Annotated in this window: 19 protein-coding genes; 8 read left to right on the top strand and 11 right to left on the bottom strand. The window is 52.2% G+C overall.

The features are described from left to right. Positions 1 to 12: 12 nt before the first annotated feature. From ACFSDB_RS00600 to ACFSDB_RS00610, 3 genes are all read right to left on the bottom strand, one after another. On the bottom strand, positions 13 to 756 hold the full coding sequence (locus ACFSDB_RS00600) for an ABC transporter ATP-binding protein (protein ID WP_204891576.1): 744 nt from the start codon (positions 754 to 756) through the stop codon (positions 13 to 15). 2 nt (positions 757 to 758) lie between these two features. Then, on the bottom strand, positions 759 to 2,390 hold the full coding sequence (locus ACFSDB_RS00605) for an ABC transporter permease (protein ID WP_204891575.1): 1,632 nt from the start codon (positions 2,388 to 2,390) through the stop codon (positions 759 to 761). Positions 2,391 to 2,470: 80 nt separating this feature from the next. After that, positions 2,471 to 3,538, bottom strand: coding sequence for a Fe(3+) ABC transporter substrate-binding protein (locus tag ACFSDB_RS00610; protein WP_204891574.1), 1,068 nt, complete (start codon positions 3,536 to 3,538; stop codon positions 2,471 to 2,473). Between the two features lie 592 nt (positions 3,539 to 4,130). Between ACFSDB_RS00610 and ACFSDB_RS00615 the strand changes: the two genes are divergently transcribed. From ACFSDB_RS00615 to ACFSDB_RS00630, 4 genes are all read left to right on the top strand, one after another. Beyond that, on the top strand, positions 4,131 to 5,645 hold the full coding sequence (locus ACFSDB_RS00615) for an amidohydrolase family protein (protein WP_204891573.1): 1,515 nt from the start codon (positions 4,131 to 4,133) through the stop codon (positions 5,643 to 5,645). Continuing rightward, on the top strand, positions 5,642 to 7,162 hold the full coding sequence (locus ACFSDB_RS00620; RefSeq protein ID WP_204891572.1) for an amidohydrolase family protein: 1,521 nt from the start codon (positions 5,642 to 5,644) through the stop codon (positions 7,160 to 7,162). Before ACFSDB_RS00615 ends, ACFSDB_RS00620 begins: the two co-directional genes overlap by 4 nt. 112 nt (positions 7,163 to 7,274) lie before the next feature. Continuing rightward, complete coding sequence (locus tag ACFSDB_RS00625; RefSeq protein WP_204891706.1) at positions 7,275 to 8,789, top strand: glutathione ABC transporter substrate-binding protein; 1,515 nt, start codon at positions 7,275 to 7,277, stop codon at positions 8,787 to 8,789. An 81-nt stretch (positions 8,790 to 8,870) separates the two neighbouring features. Further along, positions 8,871 to 10,085 (top strand): amidohydrolase, encoded by a 1,215-nt coding sequence (locus tag ACFSDB_RS00630; protein WP_377338750.1) that lies wholly within the window; start codon positions 8,871 to 8,873, stop codon positions 10,083 to 10,085. Between the two features lie 333 nt (positions 10,086 to 10,418). On the opposite strand, the gene ACFSDB_RS00635 is transcribed toward ACFSDB_RS00630, so the two are convergent. The 8 genes from ACFSDB_RS00635 to ACFSDB_RS00670 form a co-directional block, all read right to left on the bottom strand. Beyond that, positions 10,419 to 11,858 carry a cytosine permease gene (locus ACFSDB_RS00635; RefSeq protein ID WP_204891570.1) on the bottom strand — a complete coding sequence of 480 codons (1,440 nt, stop codon included), beginning with the start codon at positions 11,856 to 11,858 and terminating at the stop codon, positions 10,419 to 10,421. Beyond that, entirely contained in the window at positions 11,845 to 13,188 is a 1,344-nt protein-coding gene (locus ACFSDB_RS00640) for a sodium:solute symporter family transporter (protein WP_204891569.1), read from the bottom strand. Before ACFSDB_RS00640 ends, ACFSDB_RS00635 begins: the two co-directional genes overlap by 14 nt. Then, the gene (locus ACFSDB_RS00645) at positions 13,185 to 13,877 is read right to left on the bottom strand and encodes a response regulator (protein WP_204891568.1); all 693 of its coding nucleotides are present in this window, start codon (positions 13,875 to 13,877) and stop codon (positions 13,185 to 13,187) included. The genes ACFSDB_RS00640 and ACFSDB_RS00645 overlap by 4 nt, the downstream gene beginning before the upstream one ends. A 9-nt stretch (positions 13,878 to 13,886) precedes the next feature. After that, on the bottom strand, positions 13,887 to 14,642 hold the full coding sequence (locus ACFSDB_RS00650; RefSeq protein ID WP_204891567.1) for a sensor histidine kinase: 756 nt from the start codon (positions 14,640 to 14,642) through the stop codon (positions 13,887 to 13,889). A 124-nt stretch (positions 14,643 to 14,766) separates the two neighbouring features. Beyond that, a complete protein-coding gene (locus ACFSDB_RS00655) occupies positions 14,767 to 15,792 on the bottom strand; it encodes an ABC transporter ATP-binding protein (protein WP_204891566.1) in 1,026 nt (341 codons plus the stop codon). Beyond that, on the bottom strand, positions 15,792 to 16,811 hold the full coding sequence (locus ACFSDB_RS00660; RefSeq protein ID WP_204891565.1) for an ABC transporter ATP-binding protein: 1,020 nt from the start codon (positions 16,809 to 16,811) through the stop codon (positions 15,792 to 15,794). Before ACFSDB_RS00660 ends, ACFSDB_RS00655 begins: the two co-directional genes overlap by 1 nt. Before the next feature lie 14 nt (positions 16,812 to 16,825). Then, positions 16,826 to 17,746 carry a nickel ABC transporter permease gene (gene nikB / locus ACFSDB_RS00665; RefSeq protein ID WP_204891564.1) on the bottom strand — a complete coding sequence of 307 codons (921 nt, stop codon included), beginning with the start codon at positions 17,744 to 17,746 and terminating at the stop codon, positions 16,826 to 16,828. 27 nt (positions 17,747 to 17,773) lie between these two features. Continuing rightward, a complete protein-coding gene (locus tag ACFSDB_RS00670; RefSeq protein ID WP_204891563.1) occupies positions 17,774 to 18,676 on the bottom strand; it encodes an ABC transporter permease in 903 nt (300 codons plus the stop codon). Between the two features lie 264 nt (positions 18,677 to 18,940). Here ACFSDB_RS00670 and ACFSDB_RS00675 point away from each other — a divergent pair, with 264 nt between their 5' ends. From ACFSDB_RS00675 to ACFSDB_RS00690, 4 genes are all read left to right on the top strand, one after another. Further along, positions 18,941 to 20,509 (top strand): glutathione ABC transporter substrate-binding protein, encoded by a 1,569-nt coding sequence (locus ACFSDB_RS00675; protein ID WP_204891562.1) that lies wholly within the window; start codon positions 18,941 to 18,943, stop codon positions 20,507 to 20,509. Positions 20,510 to 20,574: 65 nt separating this feature from the next. Further along, positions 20,575 to 21,801, top strand: a complete 1,227-nt coding sequence (locus ACFSDB_RS00680) for an amidohydrolase family protein (RefSeq protein ID WP_204891561.1) — start codon at positions 20,575 to 20,577, stop codon at positions 21,799 to 21,801. Positions 21,802 to 21,824: 23 nt separating this feature from the next. Next, on the top strand, positions 21,825 to 23,045 hold the full coding sequence (locus ACFSDB_RS00685; protein ID WP_204891560.1) for an amidohydrolase family protein: 1,221 nt from the start codon (positions 21,825 to 21,827) through the stop codon (positions 23,043 to 23,045). Position 23,046: 1 nt separating this feature from the next. Beyond that, positions 23,047 to 24,240, top strand: a complete 1,194-nt coding sequence (locus tag ACFSDB_RS00690; RefSeq protein ID WP_204891559.1) for a tetratricopeptide repeat protein — start codon at positions 23,047 to 23,049, stop codon at positions 24,238 to 24,240. Positions 24,241 to 24,694 lie beyond the last annotated feature (454 nt).

Raw genomic sequence — 24,694 nt, forward strand, 5'->3', positions numbered from 1 at the left:
TCTTTTGCTCTTTTAGATTTGCACTAATTCCTTTGTTTCGCTCTCAGCCTGTGCAGCTTTCGCTTCCTGGCGGTAAACGTCCAGCAGGTCGCACGGGCGGCCGATGAAATCGGTGCAGCCGTCTTTGATCTTGACGATCCGGTCTGCCAGGATGTGGGCATCTTTTTCGTCATGCGTCACAAAGATGGACGTGATGTCGGCTTTTTTCAAGATGTCCCGCAGTTCCTTGCGGATCTTCTCCTGCAATTCCGCGTCCAGATTGCTGAACGGTTCATCAAGCAGCAGAAGGTGCGGGTTCGGGGCGAGCGCGCGGGCGATTGCCACACGCTGCTGCTGCCCCCCGCTCAATTGATGCGGATAGCGCTTCTCGTAGCCCTCCAATTCAACCAGTTCGAGCACTTCCTGAAGGCGCTTCTTCTTTTCCGCTTTTTTCATCCGGAAAAGTCCGAAGAAGATGTTCTCGGCAACGGTCATATGGGGAAACAGGGCATAATCCTGGAACACCATGCCGATGCCGCGCTTTTCAGGTTGCAGGAATGTCCGGTCGTCAAAGAGGACCTGTTCCTGGATGGCCACTTTGCCGGCAGCCGGCATTTCCAATCCTGCAAGCAAGCGCAGGACGGTGCTTTTTCCGCTGCCGCTGCGGCCAAGGATGGAAATGACTTCGCCTTTTTCGATTTGCAAAGAGAAATTGTCGAGTGCGGCGGTTTTTGCGTTCGGGTACGAAAAACATAAGTTTTCAATCGATACAAACATGATTAATCCGACTCCTTTTCCAGAAACTTATAGAATACGATAATGGCTAACGCGCTGATGCCGACGATCAAGAGTGAAGACTGGGAAGCCTCCATGATCTTTTCATCGCTGGCGTATTGGAATGCTTTCGTGGAAAGCGTATCGAAATTGAATGGGCGCAGGATCAACGTCAGCGGGATTTCCTTCAGCACATCGATAAACACCAGGATGAAGCCGCTGGCGATGGCGCCTTTCATCATCGGCATGTCCACTTTAAAGAAGGTTTTCGTCAGGCCGGCACCGAGCAGGCGGGAAGCATCCCGGAAGTTGGTGCCGATCTTGTCGTAGCCGGTCTCAATGGAACTGTAGCCGATAGCGAAAAACCGGATGATGTACGCCGACATGAGAAGGACGATGCTGACGCTGAGGACGAGCGTCGTATCGAGCCCGGCCATTCGGTAGAGCGGCGCCAGGAACCCGTCCAAAGCGATGAAGGCTGTGACGACCGCAACCGCGATGACTGCACCGGGAATCGAATAGCCGAGCACGGTCAGCTTCGGCAAGAGCTTCGCAGCCCGTCCACGGACCATGCGGGCGAAATTGCCGACGATCAACGCAAAGACGATGATCGCGGCGGCGCTGAATCCGGCCACAAAGACGGAGTTCCTGATATAGGAGAGAAACTCATCTGCCGGAATGGTGCCGAATGTCAGGATCGTCCAGTCGATCAACTGGATGATCGGGATGAAGAACCCGAGCGACAAGACCGTCAAGCCATAGCCGGTAGCGGCGAATGCTTTCCAGCCTTTCAGCCGGATCAGCGGCAAAGGCCGGACCTTCGTGGTCGAATAGCTGTACTGGCGTCTGCCGCGCAGCACCTTCTCAATCAGCAGGATGATGATGACAAAGCCCATCAGTGATGCGGCGAGCTTGATTGACGATTCGATGTCGCCCAAACCGAACCAGGTCTGGAAGATCGCCGTTGTGAATGTCTGGATGCCGTAGTATTTCACCACGCCGTAATCGTTCAGCACTTCGAGGACCACCAGGCTGGCGCCGGCGATGATCGAAATCCGGGATATCGGAACCACCACCTGGAAGAACGTGCGCCACGGGCCTTTGCCGAGGAGCCGGGTGCTTTCGATCAGGGAAGCGGATTGCTGCGACAGAAAAACCTGCGTAATGGTATAGACGTAAGGGTACAGGAACACCGTATAGATGAAAATAGCGCCCGGCAAGTTCATGATGTCAAAGAACGCCGGATCCAGCGCCATCCCGAAACGCTCCCGCAGCGTTGTCTGCACCACGCCGGTGTAATTGACGATGCCGTGGTACGTATAAGCGCCGATAAACGGCGGGATGGAGAGGGGCAGGATCAACGCCCATTTCAAAAACCGCCGGAAAGGGAACTCGTACTGGGCGATCAGCCAGGCGAGGCTCAGCCCGATAAAAATCGTCGAAGCCGCGGTCGCCGTGACGAGGATCAAGGAGTTCTTGATAAATGAAGCCAGAACGAATTCCTTCATGTGCTCCCAGTTTTCATTGGAGGGAGTGAACAAGCCCGATACAATCGTCAGATTCGGCAAGAACAGTGCGGCAATAATGACGAGGGCGCCGATTGTCCAAATATTGATGTTCGCCATTCTTCTTTGCATGTCTTTGTTCCTCCCTTCCAATCGCAAGAAATCCCTTGCCGCAAAAAGCTGCAGCAAGGGGATTGCTTATTGTTTATGGTTTATTTCCAGCCGACTTCATTGAAGATCAAGATCGATTTCGCATTGTGCTCTCCAAGAGTGGACAACGGAATATCCTGTTCCTTGAATTCGCCCCATGATTTCAGCAACTCGGAAGGTTCAACTTCTCCGTTTACCGGATATTCATAGTTGGCTTCTGCGAATGTTCCCTGAGCTTCAGGTGCAGAAAGGAATTCAAGCAATTTGATGGCATTTTCTTTGTTTTTCGCTGATTTGACAACGCCGGCACCGCTGACATTGACGTGTGTTCCAGTTGTTTCCTGGTTCGGGAAGAACAGGCCAAGCCCTTCAGCCACTTCCACTTCTGCAGGATCTTCGGAATTCAGCATCTGGCCGAAATAATAGCTGTTCATGACAGCGACATCGCCGACACCGGCAGCAATTGCTTTCGCCTGGTCGCGGTCTCCGCCTTCAGGGTCGCGGGCAAAGTTCTTCACAAGGCCGGCAGCCCATTCCTTCGCTTTTTCCTCGCCATCGATTTCGATGAATGACGCAAGCAGCGACTGGTTATAGACGTTCTCAGAGCTTCGGATCAACACGCGGCCATTCCATTGGTCTTCCGTTAACGCTTCGTAAGTTGACAATTCTTCAGGTTTCACCGTTTCTTTGTTATAGACAAGGACGCGTGCACGTTTCGTCAAACCGTACCACATCTGGTCGGTATCACGGTAGTTTTCCGGAATCTGTTTGTCCAGCGTTTCACTTGAAACGGCCTGCAGCAAACCGTCATCTTTTGCACGGAACAGGCGTCCGGCGTCAGCAGTCAGGAACAAGTCGGCTTCCGTGCCGTCTCCTTCGCGCTTGATGCGTTCAAGCAGTTCGTCTGCTTCGCCTTTGATGAGGTTCACTTTGATGCCGGTTTCTTCTTCGAATTTCTTGTATAGTTCATCGTCCACGTCGTAGTGGCGTGCCGTGTAGAGATTGACTTCTTTGCTTTCAGTTGATTCTTCCGGAGTTTCTGTAGCAGCCGGTTCGGATGCCGTATCGCTTCCGCAAGCCGTCAAGATTAGAAGCACGAATGCTATTAATAGATAAAAAAGTTTTTTCATCACTGATTCTCCCTTTGCTATGTAATTGAAAACTGTTCTCAGTCTCAATTATAGGGACGCAATTGAGAAAGTCAACCGCATTTGGTGAACACTATTAAAAATTTTCTATTTGTGTCGAATTTGAGCAACAGGAACGGGTCTTAAGACCTTTGTCATAAAACGGGGATTTTGGCTGAAAAGAATGGAAATGGCCAAAAAACCAACGAACCGCCGTATAATTCCATTAAAATTCATCAAAAAGCATCAAGCCCCCTTATTATACCCCGTGGTGTAAATTTCTTGAACCAAAAAGGTTTCGAATGCAAAAATCGGGTATAGAAAGAGAAATGCAGCGGTTACAGAAACGCGGCGGTGCCGGATACGCGAGCCGCTGCACGTATGGCCGCTGCATTCCATATTCAATACCGGTACGACCAATTCAAATCAGCAGGCCTTCCTTAATGGAAGGCCTTTTTTGTGTTGAAAAGAGATGAATCCGAAAAAAGGTATAAATAGTTTAAAAAGTTGTATTATTTGCGCAATTAATATTTTAGCCCAATCTCTATACTAAATAATCAACACAGGCATACAGCGACTGAAGAGGAGGGAAACGATGATTGATTTGCTTATGGTGCATGGAACGGTAATTACGATGGATTCCAGCCGCCGGATCATCTACGGGGGAGCAGTAGCGGTCCATGAAAGCAGAATTTTGGAAGTGGGAAGCTCTGCGGAATTGATGGAGAAATACGAAGCGCAACAGACAATTGACTGCAGCCATCATTGCGTATTGCCTGGTCTGATCGATGTCCATGGACACGGGGGGCATTCCATGTTCAAAACGATTGCTATGGAGAACCTGGAGCAATGGATGCCGGTCATGACCAATACATACAACCATTACGTTACGGATGACTTCTGGTATTACGAAGGGAAGATCTCTGCGCTTGAACGGCTGAAAGCCGGCATTACTACAGGCGTTTCCGTAATAGGCTCTACGCCGAGATCAGACGACCCCATTTTCGCGTTGAATCATGCAAAGGCTTATAACGAGGTCGGCATCCGCGAGATCGTCTGCACCGGTCCGGCAAATCCCGTCTGGCCAAAGCTTTACAGTCGCTGGAAAGACGGCAGGAGAATGACGAAAGAAGTGGAATACGAGGATGTCCTGAAAGGGGCGGAAGCGGTCATTGAAGCGCTGCATCATGCGAACGGCGACCGGACGAGGGCGTTCATTACGCCATTTGTCATTGTCACGTCCATTGAAGGTTCGGGGCCTACGCCGCCTTCGAGGCTGCATCAGCTGACTGATCACGACCGCTACCAAGCGCGGAAAATCCGGGAGATTGCCAGAAAGCACGAAACGCGGATCCACTCGGATGCCTTTGGAGGAATGATCCATATGGCGGTCCAGGACAAAGACTATGCCTTGCTTGGACCCGATGTCCACTTGCAGCATTGCCGCGGCATTTCATTTGATGAAGCAAGGATTCTCGCCGATACCGGGACGAATGTCAGCACCAGCCCAAGCGTCACCCAAATCAGCGCGAGAACGCCGATAGTGGAATTGATCGAACTTGGGGCGACTGTTGCCATTTCGACGGACGGAACTTCTCCATCGACGAGTTTCGACTTGTTCCAAGCGATGCGGAAAACCCAGCTGATCCACCAGGCCGCCATGCGGGATGAGCATTATTTGCCGCCGGGGAAGCTATTGGAAATGGTCACCATTGATGCGGCCAAATGCGTCGGCTGGGACGATGAACTCGGTTCGATTGAAGTTGGGAAAAAGGCGGATCTTATCACGGTAAACATGAAGCAGGCGCACCTGACCCCGGAAACCATGCACGTCCATCGCCTGGTCCACCAGGCGGTCGGAGGGGATGTCAGTCACGTCATTGTCGATGGGAAAGTTTTAATGAAAGAAAGAAAGGCAGCGGCAGTGGACGAAAACCGCATTATCGAAGAAGCGAATGCGGTGGCGCTTGAAACCATTGAACGCGCCGGCTTGGAAAAGTACATGGCGCCTACCGATTATTTCTGGGGGCATACCCGGGCATATGTTGACGAGAAACGATTTGATGAAACGGATTACCAATTTACGATCACCGAGGAGGAAGGGCAATGAAAACGAAACTGAAAAGCAGCTATGTTGTGGGGTATGACGGAGGGGATCACGTTCTCTTGAAGGATGCGGAAGTTGTCTACGAAGGGGATTCCATCCTGTATGTCGGAAAAGCGTACGCAGGGCAAGTGGATGAAACGATTGACTGCGGCAACGCTGTGCTAAGCCCGGGATTCATTGATTTGAATGCATTGGGAGACATTGACCATGACATCCTCCATATTGAAGCGGATGCAGAAAAGTCGAAAAATCTATTATGGTCGCAGGAGTATATGGATCATGGGCCGCATGAAGCCATGACGGCTGAAGAAGAGGCGTTCAAATCGCTGTACGCCTATACACAATTGATCTTAAACGGCATTACGACTGCCATGCCGATCACGTCTGTCTTCTATAAGAAGTGGGCAGAAACCTATGAAGAATTGGCGGCAGCAGCCCACCATGCAGGAACGCTGGGGCTCAGAACGTATTTGGGGCCGAGCTACCAATCCGGAATGCGTGCCGTTCAGCCGGATGGCGAAATCCGGTTGGTATGGGATGAAGAAGCGGGCAGAAAAGGGCTGGAGCGAGCCGTTCAGTTCATAGAGGAATTTGACGGTGCGTACGATGGCCTTATCAAAGGAATGCTCGCGCCGGAGCGCGTGGAATGCCAGACGGAGGAAAGCTTGAAGCAGACAAAAACCTATAGCGAGCAATTGGATGTGCCGATCAAGCTCCATGCTGCGCAGGGAAGCTTCGAATATCACACGATTGTCGATAAACATGGCGTGACGCCGATTCAGTTTTTAGGCAAGTTAGGATTTTTGGGACCGAAAACCGGAATTCCGCACGCGCATTTCATCGCCGGCTACAGTGAAGCGAAGGCAGGGGAAGGCGATGACATCGGCATATTGGCGGACACAGAAACGACTGTCATCCATTGCCCGCTCATCATGGGAAGGCATTCGGGCGGTTTGGAGTCATTTGCGAAATACAAACGGTCCGGCGTCAACTTGGCCATCGGAACCGATACGTTCCCTCCCGATATGTTCCAGAACATTCGTACCGGAAGCATGATTTCCCGCTTGCATGAAAAAAAGGTGGAAGATTCCACATTCGCCGATTTCTTCCGGGCTGCAACGCTTGGCGGCGCCAAGTTTTTGGGAAGGGACGATCTGGGCCGATTGGCGCCAGGGGCAAAAGCGGACATCATCGCCGTGGATTTGGACGGCTATCATATGGGAACAACCGATGACCCGATCCGCACCATGATCATGAGCGGTTCCGGCAGGGACGTTAAACTGTCCATCATCAATGGAAGGATCGTCATGCGGGACCAGCAGATTCCAAACGTCGATCTGAAGGAAATTCAGCGCAAAGGACAAGGCTATTTTGAAAAGATGAAACGTGCATACCTTGAAAGGGATTACCAGAAATTGCCGGAGCAAGTGCTGTTCAATTCATCCTTCCCGCTGGTCGATGCGCTCGAAAATGATTCACGTAAAGATTATGTAAAAGTAAGTAAAGAAAGTGAAACTTAATTATCAGAATATTTTTTATAATAAAGCCAGCAAAAAAATCGAAACTCGAGGGGGAAGCAATGTGGGGAAATTGATACGGATAAGAAATGGACTTGTTCTGGCATTGATCATCATGTTTATGGCAGGCTGTTCAACCGGAGAAAAAGCGGCATCGACAGAAGACGGTGAAGCAAAAGCCGCAGGTGCGGAAGATACGCTGATTATCGCCAGGCTGTCAGATGCAGAAAACTTGGATCACCAGTTCATGTCGACCATCAACGCAGCAAGTGTCACGCACGGAAAAATTTACGAAGGCCTGGTCGGCCGTGACAAAAATGCGGAACTGCAGCCGCTTTTGGCAGAAAGCTGGGAACAGCTGGATGACACGACTTGGGAATTCAAGCTGCGCCAGGACGTCACCTTCCATGACGGAACGGATTTCACTGCCGAAGCGGTGAAAGCGACATTCGACCGTTTATTGGATCCGGAAGTCGGATCGCCGCGGGCCGGAGTCTTGGCAATGGTGGATGAAGTGAAAGTCATCGATGACTATACGGTCCAATTCCTATTATCCCAGCCTTATTCGCCGCTCCTCTCGATTTTGGCCAGCCACGAAGGGGGCATTATCAATCCGAAAACAATCGAAGAGTTCGGCGCGGAAGTGATCCAGGAACCGAATGGCACCGGGCCGTTTGTTTTTGAATCCTGGACGCCTGGACAAGAGATTGTTTTGGTGAAAAACGAAAGCTACTGGGGAACACCGGCAAAAGTAGGGAAAGTGGAATTCAAAGTGGTGCCGGAGGAAACGACGCGCACGTCGATGGTTGAAACGGGTGAAGCCCATATTGCCGAGCCGCTGTCCATCTCCCAATTTGATGCGGTCAACGCTTCACAGAATTCCGAAGTTTATCAAAGCGAAGGTTTCGGAACGGAATACATCACGTTTAACGTCGAAAAAGAGCCGTTCAATGATGTCAGAGTCAGAAAAGCGGTATCGCATGCAATCCAGATGGATGCCATCCGAAAAGGCGTCTACAACAATATTGGGGGGGAAGCGAATTCGCTGTTGGGCTCTAAAGTTTTCGGCTACCACGAAGGGCTGAAAACTTATGAATACAATTTGGAAGAAGCCAAACGGCTGCTCGCCGAAGCCGGCTATCCGGACGGCCTTGAAATCAAATTGACGACGATGGACAGCAAAGAACGGATCAGCTTGGCGGAAGTGGTCCAGTCCCAGCTGAAAGGCATCGGTATCAAAGTGAACATTGAAGTGATGGAATACGGAACGTTTGTTGATACGACAAGCTCAGGGAATACGGAAATGTTCATCATCAGCTGGCGGAATGCAACGGGGGATGCGGATTACAACCAGTACAACCTCATGCATTCAAGCTCAAAAGGCGGCAGCGGCAATACCTCCTTCTACAGCAATCCCGAAGTGGACAAGCTGATCGAAGAAGCACGAGTAGAATCGGATTCGGAAAAACGCATCGAATTGTATGCCAAAGCACAGGAAATTCAAATGGAAGAAGCTGTTTATATCCCGGTGCGCGTGATCGAGAACGTAGCGGCGATGTCCAAAGACGTCAGCGGCTTCGCCATCAGCCCATCCGGCTACCTGGATATCAACAACGTATCCATCAAATGATCTGAATGAAAGGGATATCCGAAAGGGTACCCCTTTTGTTTTGTATAATGAAGGCAAAGCGGAGAAACGGGAGGCATGAAGATGTATATATTGAAGAATATTTTATTGGAAACAGGCTACATCAGAGAAGATGGACGGGTCCTTGCAACAGAGACAAAGACCGTCCATCTGAAAATCAGCGACGGGTTCATCACGGAAATCATGGATGCGGAAAAGCCGCTTGCACAAGAAGTGGAAACGGTGGAAGGCAATGGGCTGCTCGCTTTGCCGCCTTTTGCAGAAAAGCATGTCCATCTGGATAAAACGTATATGGGCGAGCCGTGGCGCGCATGCGTCCCGGCAAAATCCGTCATCGAAAGGAGCACCATCGAAAAAAATATCCTGTCCCAAATCGGCACCCCTACGGAAAAAAGGGCGGAAAATCTGCTGGATGTCCTGCTGTCCCATGGATCGACTGCCGTCAGGACCCATGTCGACATTTATCCGGAGGCCGGACTGCGGAATCTTGAAGGCGTCCAGTCGGCGCTGGCAAATTACACGCATAAAGTGGATTCAGAAATCGTGGCGTTCGCCCAGCACGGCCTGCTCCGCGGCAACACGCCCGCCCTGTTGAGAGAAGCGGTGCGAAACGGCGCTGGCCTTGTCGGAGCAGTCGACCCGGCAACGGTTGATCTGAACATCGAAGCGTCGCTCGTCGAACTGATGGACATCGCGGTCGAAGGCGGAGCGGGGATCGACTTGCACCTGCACGACCCGGGACATCTCGGCACCTTCACCATGAAGCGGCTGGCAGCTCTGACAGAAGATGCGGGATGGCAAGGGAAAGTGGCGGTCAGCCATGCATTCGGGCTGGGGGACGTATCGCCGCAGGAAGCAAAAGAGGTGGCGCAGCTATTAAAGGAAGCAGGCGTATCGATCATCTCGAGCTTGCCGGTCGGGCGGAATGTGCCGCCTGTCGCCTTGCTGGATGAAGTCGGCGTCAACGTAGCGCTTGGCAATGACAATATCTTTGATTCCTGGTGGCCGACGGGGAACGGGGATGTGCTGGAGCGGCTCGGAAGATTGGTCGAGATGAGCCGCTGGACCGATGAATTGTCGCTTTCGCAATCACTTCGGTTTATCACGGATGGCCTGACGCCGCTGACGAAGGACGGCGAGCAGGTGTGGCCGGTGGAAGGAGACCGAGCCAATTTCGTGCTGGTCGATGCGACATGTACTGCTGAAACGGTCGCCAGGCGCGCGCAGCGGAAGGCGGTTTTCCATAAAGGAACAATCGTCGCAGGCGAATTGAAATAAAGAAAAGAGAGAAAGATATTAAACGTCTTTCTTTTGATTATTGAATCGATATTCGGCAAACAGCACGGTTTTCTCCACTGTTTTACTCCATTTCAAAGAGAATTTTGATTAGCGAGATTCATAACATGAATCTCGCTAATATAGAGACTTTCCAGCGCCGACGCGTCCACGGGCTAGGCGAAGCTGTGAGACGGGTGCTTTTCCCGGCTCATGGCGAAAGCCATGCCCAAAGCGGCCGAAGCGGAATAAGAAGTTTATTTCTTTGATTAACTTATCTAACGAAGGTTTCTCGACAGCCTAAAAAGAGAGAATGGCAGCCCCATTCTCTCTTTTTTATTTGAGCTGTTTTTGGATAAAAACGGTTTGGACCCAATAGAAACTGATATACAGAACGGCAGAAACGGCGATTCCCAGAAGCGAGGACATTGTATAGAACACTTCAAGTGCAGCAATGCGGCTGCCGAGCAGGCTCAATCCGCCTGCCAGGACAGTGGCGAGCAGAGCCGGGAGCTGGAAAGGGGCAGCCGGCTGCTTTCCGGGGAGGCCATATACCGTGTCCAGATCGATCCTTTTTTTGGAGATGAAATAATAATGGATCAGCATCACGCCGATTACCGGACTCAACAGCGCCCCGACCAGGTTAAGGAATGCGAAAATGCTTGTGGCGTTCTCCATAAGCTTCCAGGGCAGCAGCACGACCCCGATGAGGGCGACGGCAACGGCGCTTTTTTTGAAATTCAGTTTATCCGGGAACAAGGAAGTCAATTGATTTGCCGCTGGGATGACGTTCCCGACGATATTCACGGACAAAGTGGCAAGTGCCAGCGTCGTCAGAGAAAGGATGACAGCGAAGACGCTATCGAATTTATCGACCACTTCGAGCACGTTCCAGACCGGTACGCCAAAAGCGATTTCAGAACCGATGATGATCGAGATGCTGGCAAGCGCGAACAGCAGATAGGTGGCCGCAATCCCGGCGAACTGGCCGGCCGAATGGGCGCGGTCCGAACGCGAATAGCGGGTGATATCCGAAACGCTCAAAATCGGTGCCACCCATGTGGCGACAATTGCGGATACGCAGGAAATCAATAAAAACAGGCTGACATTCCTGCTGCCCGCAGGTTCGAACGCGAGAATCGGGGCGATGCCGCCCGCCAACTGGATAGACCAGAGGGACATTCCGCCGAACACGACAAACACAAGGACCGTTACCGTTTTCGTCAATTTCCCGAGCGTATTGACGTCAGCGAAGATAAAGAGGATGTTGATGAGCCAGAAAAGCCCGAACGAAAGCAGGCTGGGTAAACTCAGGCCTAAAAAATCAAAATTGCCGCCCAGTGTCAGAAAGCCGGGGAAAAACGTGCCGATAAAGATGGAGACAGCAATGCTTCCGGCATAGGTCTGGAGGCCGAACCACATGATGCCCGCCACGATGCCGCGGAAAAAGCCGGGAAGGATGGCCCCTTTGCCGCCGTAGCTGGCACGCAGCAGGATGGAGAACGGGATGCCGTATTTATTGCCGGCATGGCCGTTCAGGACGAGCAGGATGGCGACCAGCAGGGCTGCACACGCAATGACTGCGAAAACCTGGCCGGTGGACAGGCCGAGCGCAAAAAATCCACCGATCGTGACGTAGGAAGGGATGTTATGGACCGATCCCATCCATACCGAAAAGTAATGGCTGAAACTCCACGTCCGGTTTTCCGGTTTGGTCGGGAGCAGATCCAGGTTGATGGAAGGGGGATTTTTAGGAAAAACGTTATTTTGTGTCATGCGGCGGATCCTCCAATTTCAGGCTGTTGCGAAATCGGTTTCGGACAGCTTTTTTGATGATGAAAATCCCGCAGACAATGCCGGAAAGCAGAAAGCTGACCCAAACGGATTCGAAGTACGTTGTGAACGGATAAGAGGCGAACCCGGACGCGATTCCGACAAACGACGACAGGACCGGCGCAAGCGTCTCCCGGCCTTTGCTGAAGACGATATAAAGGATAGCGAAAATCATGGAACTGTATATATTGCCGAAAAAGAACAGCAATTGCAGCGGGTAAGGCGTCAGAAGAAGGGCAGCCAAAAACAGGAGGGCAATCAGCCCGAGCGAGAAAACATTCTTGTACTTGAACTGCTGTTGGGTCGACAATTCGCGGAATTCACCGGCGACGTTGCGGATGAAAAGGGAATTCAGCGAATGCAATTCCGAACTGGCGGCTGACAGGACCGCTGCGAAGCAGAAAAGGATGAACACAAAAATCAATGCGTTCGATTCCAGGATGCTGACCAATTCGAAAATGAGCGAATAGGTGTTTTCAAACGTGCGCCCGGAAATGGCCAGCAAAAAGAGAGAGGTGATGGCGATTGGAATCGTGAACCAGATCATGCCGGTCAGCACGAACGCCATTTTGACCTTTTCTTTTTTGATGATGAACACACGCTGCCATGTCGCCCGATCCGTCAGCATCTGCCCGGAAAACACAAGCAACCCTGTAAAGATGAACCACAGGGATTCCTGGTTTTTCGTAAACAGCAGGTAAGGATGGTACAGTTGGATGCCTTCGAAAATGACCGTTACCCCTTGCTGCATATATGAATAGACCGGGATGAGAATGATCGTGCCGAAAATCAGAATGACGCTAATTCCCGCCAGCTGATGGATGCGGTATAGGCCGCCGATGCCGCCAACCAAGTACAAGAGGGCAAGGAAGAACACCATGCCGATGGCGAGCGGGATCGGGAACAGCATATACAGCAGCAGCCCGGCGCCCATCACCTGGATAAAGAGCGAATATACGCCCATGATCAGCAGCAGCGTCATCATATACCAGTAGCCGAACGGACTCAGCTTCTCTTTCAGCACATCGCCGATTGTCATCCGGCCAGCAAAGGCATAGGCGATTTTGCGGGCGATAAAGCCGAAAAGGACGAGCGCGAGCCCTCCCATGAACGCATAGCCGATGCCGCCGATCAAGCCATAGCGGATAAGCGTTTCCGGAGAGGAAAGAATCGTATTCCCGGTGATCCAGCGGGCAAGGACGCTGACCACCCCGAAGGCGATTCCCAGCTGCACAGCACCTTGGATATAGAAATCAAAGCTCTTCTTCTTCACTGGCCGATCTCCTTCAGCCGATATTCCCGCGGGGACAATCCGGTCTCTTTCCGGAACATCTGGCTGAAGTAATGCTGGCTGTTGAACCCGCATTTCTCGGAAATTTCCCCGATGCTTGCCTCAGGTTTATCGGTCAGCATTTTCTTGGCCATCATCAGCCGGTAATGATTGACGTATTCGGAAAACCCGACGCCCACTTCTTCCTGGAATTTACGGCTTAAATAAGCCGGATTGATATGGATCTTCGAAGCCAGGTAATTGAGCGTGATCTTCTCCTCGTAATTTTGGTGAATCAGCTTCAGGGACTGCTGGATCTGGTTGGAATAGCGGATCAGCTGCGAATAATTGTTGAGCACTTTCACCAGATCCTCTTCGATCACGGGTTTGGTGATGTAATCCACAACGCCCACTTTAATGGCCGCATGGGCATATTCGAAATTCTGGAAAGCGGTGACCATGACGATATCGGCTTTGGAGATGGCTTTCATTTCCTTGGCCAGCTCAAGGCCGGTCTTGCCTGGCAGCTGGATATCCAAAAACGCCAGAAAGATGTCCACCTGATTCAGGATTTTCATTGCTTGCGAAGCGTCCTGTGCTTTGTGGACTTCCCACATGGGAAAATTCTTGTTGATCAAATACTCCATTTGTTCCAATTCCAGCGGTTCGTCATCGACAAGCAGAATATTCACGGCGAAAGCTCACTCCTTCAGGTCAGATTTGTAAACAAGCGGAAACACGACTTCCACTTTGGTGCGATGCGGAGAATGGGAGATGCCGACGGATTTTTCTTCATCCGGAAACAGCAGGTCGAGCCTTTTCGATATATTGGAAAGGCCGATGCCGCCGTCAGCTGAATCCGACTCGCCTTCGTTGGGCAAGCTGTTGGTGACGGTGATGCGGAGTGCCGGGCCCTCCGCTTCGATGTGGATGGCAAGCTCGGCTTTTCCGGCTTTTTTCTCGAATGAATGCTTAAAGGCATTTTCAACGAGCGTCTGGATCAGAAAAGGCAGCGTGATAGCCTGCTGGACATCGGGTTCAGCCGTGATCTGGTACTCAAGCCGGTCGCGGAAGCGGATTTTCTGGATTTCCAAATAGGAAAGAACATAGGACAATTCCTCTTCGATGGTGATGAACGTCGTATTGGTCTTGTATTTATGCTTAAGAAGCTTTGAGAACGTTTCGATGGAATGGATCAATTCCTGCTTCCGTTCCAGGCGGGCCAGGCTCAGAATCGAGTTCATCGTATTGAAAAAGAAATGCGGCTGTATTTCCTGGTTCAGCTGATTGTACCGGGCTTTCTGCAGTTCGTTTTCCAGCGCGATTTCGTTTTTTTCCTTCTCGATCAAATCGATGCGCTTTTCAAACACAAACAGGAACAGCAATGTAAAAGCGCCGATCAGCGGGGCAAGGACACATATCATGATGTATAGGGAAAAAGCTTCGATTGTCAGCATCTCATGCACTGCTCCTTGCTTTTTGGATATGGGGCGGATGAATGAAAGGAGAGCACTCCAGTTCCGGGGGCGCTGTAACCTAAAGCTAACCCGAAAAGCAGAAATGCTCAATAGTTATATTACTTTATTTTGTTGTAGGGGGAAGCAAGGGCTCCGGACTGAACAAGTCCTCGGCGTAATGGCAGCTGACAAAATGGTTTTCGCGCAGCTCGCGCAGGGCCGGCTCTTCCGTTTTGCACCGTTCCGTAGCAAATGGGCAGCGCGTATGGAAGCGGCAGCCGCTCGGCGGATTGATCGGAGACGGCACATCGCCTTTCAACAGGATCCGCTCATTTTTCACGGAAGGGTTCGGCACCGGGATCGACGACAGCAAAGCTTTCGTATACGGATGCATCGGCGCATCGAACAGGTCCTTTTTGTCCGAGATCTCCACGATTTTCCCGAGGTACATCACCATGACACGGTCGGAAATATAGCGGACCACACTCAAGTCGTGGGAAATGAACAGGAACGTCAGCTGGAACTGCTTCTGCAGTTTTTTCAACAAATTCAGGATCTGGGCCTGTATGGAAACATCGAGCGCTGAAACCGCTTCGTCGCAAATGATCAGTTTCGGATCAACTGCGAGCGCCCGGGCGATCCCGATGCGCTGCCGCTGCCCGCCGCTGAACTCGTGGGGGTAACGGTCCAGGGCTTCGCCCGGCAGGCCGACGAGGTTCAGCAATTCGATCATCCGGTCCCGCTGCAGCGGTTTTGCGACGGATTTCTGGATGGTCATCGCTTCTCCGAGAATCTGCTTGATCGTCTGCCGCGGATTCAAGGAAGCGAATGGATCCTGGAAAATGACTTGCAGGTCGCCCCTCAGTTCCCGCATTTCTTTTTTCGACAGATCAACGATGTTCTTTCCGGCATAAAACACTTTCCCATCAGTCGGGTCGTCGAGCCTTAAGATTGCGCGCCCGGTCGTCGATTTTCCGCAGCCGGATTCGCCGACGATGCTGAGGGTTTCGCCTTCATTGACGACAAAGGAAATGTCGTCGACGGCTTTGACATAGGCTTTGGGCTGGAAAATGGAATCTTTCTTTACGGAGAAGTATTGCTTTAAGTTTGAGACTTCCAAAAGGATCTTTTTTTCTTCGAGTGTCTTCATCAGCTGAATACCTCCTCCTGTGGTTTGGCGCCGGTCCATTGATCTGAATACATCCAGCAGCGGACTTTCGAGCCGTCCGGCTGTTCCAGGAGTTCCGGCTGTTTCTGCAGGCAGACCGATTCGGCGAACGGGCAGCGGGATGCGAAACGGCATCCCTGGGGCATGCTGTACGAACTCGGCACGCTGCCTTCGATGGTGTACAGCTCTTCTTTGTCTTCATTGATTTTCGGCAGGGAAGCCAGCAGCCCGCGCGTATACGGATGCTTCGGCTCATCGAATAAATTTTGTGTTGGTGCGTGTTCGACAATATTCCCGGCGTACATGACGGCTACCGTATTGCAGGTTTCAGCGACGACGCCAAGGTCGTGGGTGATCATGATGACGCCCATGCCGAGTTTCGCCTGAAGGTCCTTGATCAGCTCCAGGATCTGGGCCTGGATGGTCACATCCAATGCAGTGGTCGGCTCGTCGGCAATCAGCACTTCCGGATTGCACGAAAGAGCCATCGCAATCATGACGCGCTGGCGCATGCCCCCGCTCAATTGGAACGGTTCCTGCTTCGCCCGTTTCTCAGGGGACGGGATGCCGACCAGTTTCAGCATGTCGACCGCTTTGGCGCGTGCTTCTTTTTTGTTCATTTTCTGGTGGAGGCGGATCGCTTCGGCGATTTGTTCGCCTACCGGGATGACGGGGTTCAGCGATGTCATCGGCTCCTGGAAAATCATCGAGATTTCATTGCCGCGGATTTTGCGCATTTCGTTGTCCGGAAGCGAGACGAGGTCCCGGCCCTTGAACAGCACTTGGCCGCCTTCGATTTTTCCGGGCGGCGTGGGAATGAGCCGCAGAATCGACAGGGACGTGATGCTCTTGCCGCATCCGGACTCGCCGACAATGCCGAGCGTTTCCCCTTTTCTAAGCGAGAAGTCGATTCCATCGACCGCCTTGCTGACGCCGCGCTTTGTATAGAAGTAGGTTTTCAGATCTTTGACTTCCAAGATCGTTTCGTTTTGACCAGTCATAGTAGCACCGCCTTTTAGTTTAGTTCGATCCGTTTATTGAAGAATCTGTACAGAATATCCACCAGCAAGTTGACCGCTACGAAGACGAGGGAGGCGACCAATACGCCGCCTTGGACCATCGGCAAATCGCGCATCCGGATTGAATCGACGATCATGCGGCCCAGGCCGTTGATGGCAAAGATCGATTCGACGAGCACCGTACCGCCGAGCAGCGCCCCGAACTGGAGGCCAACGACGGTAATGACCGGGATCAGCGCATTGCGGAGAGCGTGCTTGTAAACGATGACGCGTTCTTTCACGCCTTTTGCCCGTGCGGTGCGGATATAGTCCTGCCGGATGACTTCGAGCATGCTGGAGCGGGTCATGCGGGCGACAATTGCTGCACCGCCGGCACCTAGTGTGAAGGCGGGCAAGACAATGTGGGCGATGCTGTCCCAGCCTGCTACCGGGAAAATCTGAAGTTTGACGGAGAATCCGTACATCAGCATCAAACCGAACCAGAAGCTTGGCAAGGAAATCCCGAGAAGGGCGATGACCATAACGACGGTATCGGTGATCGAGTAAGGTTTTACAGCCGAGATGATGCCGGCAGCCATGCCCAGGACAATCGTGATCATGGTACTGAAGATGGCCAATTCAAGCGTGATTGGCAGGCGCAGCAGAATTTCATCCAGCACGGGCTGGTTGTTCTTCAGCGAAGTCCCGAAATCTCCTCTGAAGATGTTGGAGACATATTCCACGTATTGGACGTAAAGCGGCTGATTCAGCCCGAGCTGCACCCGGAGCGCTTCGATCGTTTCTTTTGTTGCGCCTTCACCTGCCAACAGGACGGCCGGATCGCCGGGAACCAGCTGCATGATGATGAATACGACGATGGTGACCCCGAAGATGACGGGGACGGTTTGGACAAGCCGGCGGAGAATGAACATTAGCATGGTAAAACCTCCTCTTAATTTCCTGGTTTATTTTTTCATGCGCGGGTCGAAAGCGTCCCGCAAGCCGTCGCCGAAGATATTGAATCCAAGGACCAGAAACGCGATGGCAAGCCCTGGGAAAATGGCGATGTACGGAGCCGAGAACAGGAAATCGCGTCCGCTGCTGAGCATCGTGCCCCATTCGGAAGAAGGCGGCTGGGCGCCAAGTCCAAGGAAGGAAAGGCCAGCCGCCGACAGGATGGCAGTGGCTACCCGCAAGGTGCCTTGTACAATGATCGGCGACATGATATTCGGCAGGATGTGCTTGAAAATGATGGTGCCGTCTTTTGCGCCGAGCGAACGGATGGCATCGATGTATTCCAGCTGCTTCACTTCGAGCGTCGATCCCCTGACGATACGGGCGAACAAAGGGACTGAAAATGCGCCAACTGCAATTGTCACGTTGATCAGGCTCGGCCCGAGCGCACTGACGATAGCAAGGGCAAGCAGGATTCCCGGGAAAGCCAGAAGGACGTCCATACACCGCATAATGATGGAATCGATCCATTTGCCGTAATAGCCGGCAATCAACCCGAGGGTGATGCCGAAGAAAGCGCCGAAGATGACGGCGGCAAAACCGACTCCCATCGATAATCTGGATCCGTAGAGGATCCGGCTCAGGATATCTCTTCCTTTGTCATCGGTGCCCATCCAGTGTTCCGTAGACGGCGGCATGAGTTTATTCTCCAGATTGATGTCATGCGGATGGTAGGGCGCAAGGACAGGTGCGAAAACCGCGATAAAGATATAGAAGAGAATGATGAGGCCTCCTACTACTGCAGCTTTGTTCTCAAGGAAAACGGAGAAGAAGCTGCCGAAGACCGATTGCTTCGGGTGGTCGAGTGTCTGGGTGACGATTAGCGGTTTTTCCTTATTCAATTCGATTGCCATAATACCCCTCCATAACGGATTATTTTTTTGAAACGAAAAGCGTCTGCGAGTCCTTAAGCTGCAGGGCGATTTATTTCAAATTATCAGAATCTCAAGGAAAGTAAATGCAATTGGGCATAGTAGTCGAAATAGTGAAATTATTTGTAAAGATAGTGTAAATAATCTTCTGTCTATTCTCTTATCATTAGGGATGAGCTCACCAAAGAGATTTTCACTGCCCATATGCAGCGCAAGAAAAATCACAAGGAGAAAGAGGGATTCATTATGAAGAGAAAAAGCGTTAAGCACATTGCGTTGGCATTCATGGTGGTGTTCAGCCTGCTTTTGGCAGCCTGCTCCACCAACTCAGCACAGTCCGGCGACAAAGAAGCAACTGCCAAGGAAAATTCGACAGGAGGGACGCTGAACGTCGTGCGGCTTTCGGATGCCACCAACTTGGATCCGCATTTCATCACCGACATCCCGTCAGCAAACATCAATTACCAGAAAGTCTATGAAGGCTTGGTGAAGCCGGACAAAGATTTCGTCCTGCAGCCATCGCTCGCGAAAGAATGGAAAGTGATTGACGATACGACATGGGAATTCAAGTTGAACGAAGGCATCACGTTCCATGACGGCGCGCCGTTTGATGCAGAAGCGGTCAAAGCGACATTCGACCGTCTGCTGGATCCTGCAACAGCTTCTCCGCAGCGCGAAAAGTTCTCCATGATCAAAGAAGTGAAAGTGATCGATCCGACAACTGTCCAATTGCTGTTGGAATACCCGTACGCACCGCTTTTATCCATCCTGGCGAGCCAGGAAGGAAGCATCATCAGCCCCAAGGCATTAGCGGAAAACCCGGAATCCCTGAAAGAAAAACCGGTGGGTACCGGACCGTTCGTCTTTGAAAGCTGGAAGAGCGGACAGGAAATCTCTTTGACAAAAAATGAAGAATACTGGGGCGAAAAGCCATCCATCGACCGCGTCGTCTTTAAAGTGGTTCCGGAAGATGCCACTAGGCTGGCAATGATCGAAACCGGGGAGGCACACATCAATGACCAGGTGCCGGTCACCGAAATCGAGCGCATCGAAGCTTCTGAAACCATGGCCCTTACCCGTACGGAAGGGCTGGCAGTGGAGTTCCTCGGGTTCAACACCCAAAAAGCACCGCTTGACGATGAACGCGTGCGCAAAGCGATCAGCCACGCCATCGAACGCGAATCGATCATCTCAGGCGTCTATAACAATGTCGGAACATTGGCCAACTCGGCAATGAGCCCGAAAGTCTTCGGCCACAGTGAAAACAGCAAGCCGGCAGAGTACGATTTGAACGAAGCGAAAAAACTGCTGAAAGAGGCAGGCGCTGAAAACCTGAAGATTTCCTTGCTGACCAGCGACCGGAAAGAACGCATCAATATGGCGGAAGTCATCCAGTCGCAATTGAAAGGCATCGGCGTCGAAGTGGAAATCCAGGTCGTGGAATATGGAACATTCATCGAAATGACGAATAACGGAGAACATCAGATGTACATCAGCGGCTGGGGCAATGCAACCGGAGACGGCGACTATAACCAGTACAACCTTTTCCATACGGCCTCCCACGGACCGGCTGGCAACTCGTTCTATTACAGCAATCCGGAAGCGGACAAACTGATCGAAGCGGCGCGTGAAGAAACGGATGAAAACAAGCGCTTGGAGATTTATGAAGAAGTTGCGCAGATCGAGCTTGATGAAGCGGTCTACGTGCCGATCCGCAATTACGAACACATCGCAGCACACAATAAAAGCGTCAGCGGCTACTGGCTGAACGCAGCAAACTACTTGATGATCGATGAAGTCGAAATAGCTGAATAACAAACCGAAAACAGAAAAAGTGCTGCCCCCTGGTGCTTTTTCTGTTTTTCACTGGAGGGAAGAACATGGAGAACCGATGGATCACCAATGTCCGGCTGGAAAAAGGATTCAAGAAAGACGGCAATCGCATCACAGGAACCGAAACGGAAATCGTGCATCTGGAAATCGAAGGCGGCAAAATCAAGTCTATTTCTGAAGAATTGCCAACAGGCGCTTTTGCGCAATACGATGCAGGCGGCGCGCTCCTGCTGCCTTCGATGCGGGAAATGCACATTCATATCGACAAGACCTATTACAGCGGACCTTGGAAAGCCTGCACCCCGCTGACCAAAGGGATCTTTACACGCCTTGAAGAAGAAAAAGCGCTCTTGCCGAAACTGCTGCCGACCGCCCAGGAGCGGGCGGAGAACATGATTGAGCTGCTGATCCGCAATGGGCACACCCATATCCGCACACACTGCAACATCGATCCGGTCATCGGACTGAAAAACCTGGAAGCGACCGTTCGGGCGCTGGAGAACTACAAAGATGCCATCACTTATGACATCGTCGCTTTCCCCCAGCACGGGCTGTTGCGGAGCGATTCCGTATGGCTGGTGCGGGAAGCGATGAAGAACGGGGCGACGCTGGTCGGCGGCGTGGATCCGGCAACGGTCGACCGCCACATCGAGCGGTCGCTGTCGGCCGTCTTCGATATCGCGGCGGAACATGATAAAGGCATCGACCTCCACCTCCATGATCCCGATACACTCGGCGCCTTCACATTCAGCCGGCTTGCCGACTACACGGCACAGGCTGGCATGCAGGGCCGCGTGACCATCAGCCATGCAATGGCGCTCGGCGATTTGGAGGGGGACGCTTTGTCCTCGATGCTTGCAGAACTGCGGGAGCAACGGATTGATGTGACGACCACCATTCCAATCAACCGCCCGACGATTCCGGTAGCGGAAATCGACCGGGCGGGCGTCGGCGTTTCACTGGGACATGACAGCATCACCGACCACTGGTCGCCTTTCGGGACAGGGAACACCATCCGGAAACTGGGCGTGCTGGCGGAGCGGTTTAAAACCATCGATGAATTTTCACTGAACCGTTTGCTGAAATATGCAACGGGCGGCGTGACGCCGCTTGATGAAAGCGGACAGAGAGTTTGGCCGATGGCCGGGGATGCGGCATCAATGATGCTTGTTGACGCGAGCTGTACAGCAGAGGCGATTGCAAGAAGAGCGGACATCAAAGCGGTGTTTTTCAACGGCAACGAAATCCAAAACAAGCTGCTTCAACTGCAGTGAAGAGAAAGAAGGGAGGAATTCTTATGAAGACATCGGTATGGCTGAAAAACGTATTTTTGGAAGCGGGGCTGGAGCCTGGCGGCAACGGTTCCGTGGAGACGCGCACGGCACTTTACGATTTGAAGATCGAAGACGGGAAAATCAGTCGCATACAGCCGGCTGGCGAACCCTTGGAAGCGGGCGCAAAGACCATGGACGCCAAAGGGCTGCTGGCCCTGCCTTCATTCAAGGAAATGCACAACCACTTGGATAAGACGTATCTTTCGCTCGACTGGAAAGCCTGCCAGCCGGCCGTTAACCTGAAGCAGCGGCTGGAGCTTGAAGCGGCGGAATTGAATGATTTGGCCGAAACGGCTGAACAGCGGGCTTCGGCGATGATCGGGCTGCTCCAGTCAAAAGGAGCAACCCACATCCGGACGCATGTCAACATCGACCCGTATATCGGACTGAAAAATTTGGAAGGCATACGGTCCGCCCTCGAAGTCCATAAGGATCAATTGACGTATGATATCGTCGCTTTTCCGCAGCACGGCTTGCTGAACGGCGGCGTCCCGGAACTGATGAAAGAAGCGATGCGTTCGGGTGCGACAATGGTCGGCGGGCTCGATCCTGCCGGCATCGACCGGAATATTGAAAAATCACTGGATGCCATGATGGAAATGGCGACAGAATTCGACGCCGATGTGGACATCCATCTGCACGACAGCGGGCATGTCGGATTCTACACAGTTGAAAAATTGCTTGGCCTGACTAAAGAGGCAGGGTGGCAGGACCGGGTCGCCGTCAGCCACGCGTTCAGCCTCGGCGAAGTGGCGATTGCCCAGCAGGAGAAAATTGCGGCTGAACTGGCGGAAACGGGCGTGGCGATCATGTCCACTGTGCCGATCACCAAAACGATGCCGCCGATCGAGCTGCTGGATCAGCGCGGCGTGAAGGTCCACTTCGGCTGTGACGGATTCTACGATTCCTGGTCGCCCTACGGAACAGGAGATCTGTTGGAAAAAGTCTCACGTTACAGTGAACTTTACCGGAAAAGCGATGAACGCGGATTGGCGAATTCGCTGAAATTCGCAACGGGCGGAATCGTGCCGCTTTCGGATGAAGGGGAAATGCTGTGGCCAAAAATAGGCGACGATGCCGATTTCGTCTTTGTGGAAGCATCCTGTTCTGCCGAAGCGGTCGCGCGGACGCCGGAGCGGAAAGCCGTCATGTTCCAAGGCCGTCAGGTCTATGGAGGCTTGTAAGATGGAAGCGCATGTAGCCGATGACTTTCTCGTGCTGGCGAGCGCCTTGGGAGATCTGGAGAAAGTAAGGGAACTTCTGGGGCGAAGCGCCAACGTCCATTACCAGAATGAATTCGGGCAAACGGCGCTGATGGCTGCAGTCCTGTCCAACCGCCTGGAGGCAGCGGAGATGCTCCTGTTGGCAGGGAGCGATCCGGATGCCAAGGACCGGAACGGTTTGAGCCCGTTTATCGCCGCAGGAGCGCATGGCTATGCCCATCTTTTGAAAGGGATGGCAGAATACGGAGCAGACGTCACCAGCGTCAACCGCTTCGGCGGAACGGCGCTGCTGCCTTCAAGCGAAAAGGGGTATGCCAAAACAGTCCAGTACGGCGTGAAGGCCGGTGTGCCGGTATGCCACGCCAATAGACTCGGTTGGACGGCTTTGCACGAAGCGGTGATTCTCGGCGATGGCGGTTTTCTTTATGGCTTGGTGATCCGCCTTCTGCTTGAAGGGGGTGCAGATATTCACATTAAGGACCGTCAGGGGTTGTCCCCTCTTGAACATGCCCGTCTTCTTGGCCAGCAACGAATCGTCGGACTCTTAGAAAATATGGGAACAGAAAATGCGTATCTGGAAAATGAGCTGCTTGCCCTCTATAAGGAAGGGCGCTATGAAGAGGCATTAAAAATCATCGAAAAGGCATTTGCTGAAGGAGCGGGTGATGAAATGCCACTCCATTTTTGGACCGGGCTGATGCTGCAGGAGGAAAAACGCTATGAAAGAGCCATCGCCGCTTACCGGAAAGGGATGCAAGCTTCCGGCGCCGGAAGTGAATTCCACTTCTGCCTAGCAAATTGTTTCCGTCTGATGGACCGGCCCGAAGAGGCGCTGGAAGCCTTAGAACAGGGAAGCGAAGAAAATCCGCAATCCACTTTTTTTCTTTATCATAAATCCAACTACTTTCGTGAACTTGGGAGGCATTCGGAAGCCGTCGCCGCAATGGACGAACTGCTCAGCAGATTGCCGGACCGTCCGGATTTCCTGTTCCACAAAGCGAACAGCCTCCGCTCCCTTGGAAAACACGAGGAAGCGGTCCGGGCAATGGAAGAAGCCATCGCAATCGATCCGGGCAATGGCCTTTTCAGCGAACATAAAAGCCGTTCAATCGAGTTACTTGGGAAAGACCATTATGTTCAATCAAACATAGGTTGAAAACTGGAAAGAAAAGCATTCTGGAAGGTGGTACAGACCGTAAATAAAGTCTTCTTATGAATACAAGCCCGGTCGAGAGCATCACTTGTATCTAATCGAAGAGACAGGAGAAATAGATCCAACTTCAAATCGTTAAGTACAAGCCACTGGCTTCAGGATCCGGAACGGAAGGTGGCGAGTGCAAACATTTTGCTCCTGTCCCTGCATCGCTGCGCTAGCTTCGGGACATGAAAAACCGTTGCAGTGCTGCGCACTTCGTCGCAAAGCCAATGACCGAACTCTCTTCGGTCATTAGCTTTCCTGCGGGACAGCGAAGTGCCGAAATCCACTCGGACGCCAGTCAATGCTTGACCGAAGCTTGCAAGGGCAAGTATTTGCGACGAGCTTGCGCAGGAGCACAGGTTCTTAGTTAGTTCGGCGCAAGCCCGCGGAAAGCGTCCGCCTGAAGTGGAGG

It is taken from the genome of Planococcus chinensis (assembly GCF_042681545.1).
Taxonomy (GTDB): Bacteria; Bacillota; Bacilli; order Bacillales_A; family Planococcaceae; genus Planococcus; species Planococcus chinensis.